The organism is Cellulomonas sp. (assembly GCF_035634735.1).
Taxonomy (GTDB): domain Bacteria; phylum Actinomycetota; class Actinomycetes; order Actinomycetales; family Cellulomonadaceae; genus Cellulomonas.
This window is the reverse complement of the sequence record NZ_DASQCJ010000112.1, coordinates 1-2,696: the sequence shown is the minus strand read 5'-3', so window position 1 is coordinate 2,696 and position 2,696 is coordinate 1. Positions and strand designations below refer to the sequence as shown.

The following is a 2,696-nucleotide window of genomic DNA, read 5'->3' as shown; positions in this document are numbered from 1 at the left end:
AGGTCGAACGTGCGGCCGGACCCCGCGCCGATCACCTGGATGATCGCGGCGCACTCGGCGTTGCGCAGCATGTCGGAGATCGACGCCTTCTGGACGTTGAGGATCTTGCCGCGGATCGGCAGCAGCGCCTGGAAGTCCGAGGACCGCGCGAGCTTGGCGGTGCCGAGCGCGCTGTCGCCCTCGACGATGAACAGCTCGCTGCGCGAGACGTCGTCGCTGCGGCAGTCCGCCAGCTTCGCGGGCAGGGACGAGGACTCCAGCGCGGTCTTGCGGCGGGAGATCTCCTTCTGCTTGCGCGCCGACACGCGGGCGCGCATCTCCCCCACGACCTTGTCGAGCAGCGCGGCCGACTGGGCCTTGTGCTCGCGCTTGGCCGAGGTCATGATCGCGGCGAGCTCGGTGTCGACGACCTTCGCGACGATGTTCCGCACCGGGGCGGTGCCGAGCACCTCCTTGGTCTGGCCCTCGAACTGCGGCTCGGCCAGGCGGACGGTCACGACGGCGGTGAGGCCGGCGAGGACGTCGTCCTTCTCGATCTTCTCCCCGCCGTCCTTCGCGGAGATCTTCAGCCGGCGGGCGTTGGCCTCGACCTGCTTGCGGAGCGTCCGCAGCACCGCGGTCTCGAAGCCCGCGAGGTGCGAGCCGCCCTTGGGCGTCGCGATGATGTTGACGAAGGTCCGGACCTCGGTCTCGTAGCCCGTGCCCCACCGCAGCGCCACGTCGACCTCGCAGTCGCGCTGCACCTCCTGCGGCGTCATGTGCCCGCGCGCGTCCAGGACCGGCACCGTCTCCGAGAACGTGCCCGAGCCGGTGAGCTGCCAGGTGTCGGTGACCGGGGCGTCCGGCGCGAGGAAGTCGGCGAAGTCGACCGTGCCGCCGTCGTGCCGGAACACCTCCTCGTGCGGGCCCTCGGCCGCGGGCGTGCCGGGCAGCCCGCGCTCGTCGCGGACGGTGATCGTCAGGCCCGGCACCAGGAAGCTGGTCTGCCGGGCGCGGGTCACGAGCTCGTCGTAGGAGAACACCGCCGAGGTCGGGAAGATGTTCCGGTCCGCCCAGTACCGGATGCGCGTGCCGGTGCGCCCCTTGGCGACCTTGCCGACGACGTCGAGCTGCGAGCGGGCGACGAACGGCTCGAACGGCGACTCGGGGCTGCGGCCGGCGGCGTCGTCGAACACGCCGGGCTCGCCGCGGTGGAACGTCATGCGGTGCGTCTTGCCGCCGCGGTCCACCTCGACGTCGAGGCGCTCGGACAGCGCGTTGACCACCGACGCGCCGACGCCGTGCAGGCCGCCCGACGCGCCGTAGGAGCCGCCGCCGAACTTGCCGCCCGCGTGCAGCTTGGTCAGCACGACCTCGACACCCGTCAGCCCGGTCTTGGGCTCGACGTCGACCGGGATGCCGCGGCCGCTGTCGCGGACCTCCACCGAGGAGTCGGCGTGCAGCACGATGTCGATGCGGTCGCCGTGCCCCGCCAGCGCCTCGTCGACGGAGTTGTCGATGATCTCCCAGAGGCAGTGCATCAGGCCCCGGGAGTCGGTGGAGCCGATGTACATGCCCGGGCGCTTGCGCACCGCCTCGAGCCCCTCCAGCACGGAGAGGTGGCGGGCGGTGTAGCTGGACTCGGCGGAAGCGGTCGACACGAGTCCCGAGGGTAATCGCTCGGACCGACACATCCGCGGCACCATGCCGCGGCCCGCCGCCGATCCTCAGCACGCGGTGCGCGCGCGGTCACGATCCGGTGTCGGACGCGTGACGGGTCCATGACGTCGGGTGATCCGCCGTACGCGGTGAGCGAACCACCCGCCCTCGACGGGAAGGATCTCGGCCCGGGATGGTTGTATGTCAACGTGACGGAGACGATCGAGACCACGAACCCGCTGACCGCAGCCGACCGCTGCGACCGCTGCGGCGCTCAGGCCTACGTCCGCGTGCAGCTGCCCGTGGGCGAGCTCCTGTTCTGCGCGCACCACGCGCGCGAGCACGCGCCGAAGTACTCGCAGGTCGCGACCCACGTGCAGGACGAGACGGACAAGCTGCTCGCCGAGCACGGGGCCGGAGCCGGCGCCGCTCGCTGAGCGCGCCACCACCCCGCGGGCGCGCCAGGACGAGGTGGCGCCCGCCGGGACGACACGACGAGGGGCCCGCCCCGGCTGCAGCCGGAGGCGGGCCCCTCGTCGTGCGCGGACCCCGGGCTCGCGCGCACGACCCGCCCGCATCGCGCCGCCGGGCGTCGCCGACACCTCGGACGCGACGAAGGGCCCGCCCCCCTCGCGGGGGGCGGGCCCTTCGTCGTACCGGCTCAGTCCAGGTAGTCGCGCAGCACCTGAGAGCGGCTCGGGTGGCGCAGCTTGGACATCGTCTTCGACTCGATCTGGCGGATCCGCTCGCGGGTCACGCCGTAGACCTTGCCGATCTCGTCCAGCGTCTTCGGCTGGCCGTCCGTGAGGCCGAACCGCATCGACACGACGCCGGCCTCGCGCTCGGACAGCGTGTCCAGCACCTGGTGCAGCTGCTCCTGGAGCAGCGTGAAGCTCACCGCGTCCGCGGGCACGACGGCCTCGGAGTCCTCGATGAGGTCACCGAACTCGCTGTCGCCGTCCTCGCCGAGCGGGGTGTGCAGCGAGATGGGCTCGCGGCCGTACTTCTGGACCTCGACGACCTTCTCGGGGGTCATGTCGAGCTCCTTGGCGAGCTCC

General features: G+C 72.2%; 3 protein-coding genes. 1 reads left to right on the top strand and 2 read right to left on the bottom strand.

What is annotated here, in order from left to right; genetic code table 11:
- A partial coding sequence (locus VER05_RS09985) for an ATP-binding protein (RefSeq protein ID WP_414647601.1) occupies window positions 1–1,673 on the bottom strand: 1,673 nt, incomplete at its 3' end.
- A gap of 162 nt (window positions 1,674–1,835) precedes the next feature.
- Here VER05_RS09985 and VER05_RS09980 point away from each other — a divergent pair.
- Window positions 1,836–2,075 (top strand): DUF7455 domain-containing protein, encoded by a 240-nt coding sequence (locus tag VER05_RS09980; protein WP_147796472.1) that lies wholly within the window; start codon window positions 1,836–1,838, stop codon window positions 2,073–2,075.
- 224 nt (window positions 2,076–2,299) lie between these two features.
- Here VER05_RS09980 and VER05_RS09975 read toward each other — a convergent pair.
- A partial coding sequence (locus VER05_RS09975) for a sigma-70 family RNA polymerase sigma factor (RefSeq protein ID WP_324845205.1) occupies window positions 2,300–2,696 on the bottom strand: 397 nt, incomplete at its 5' end.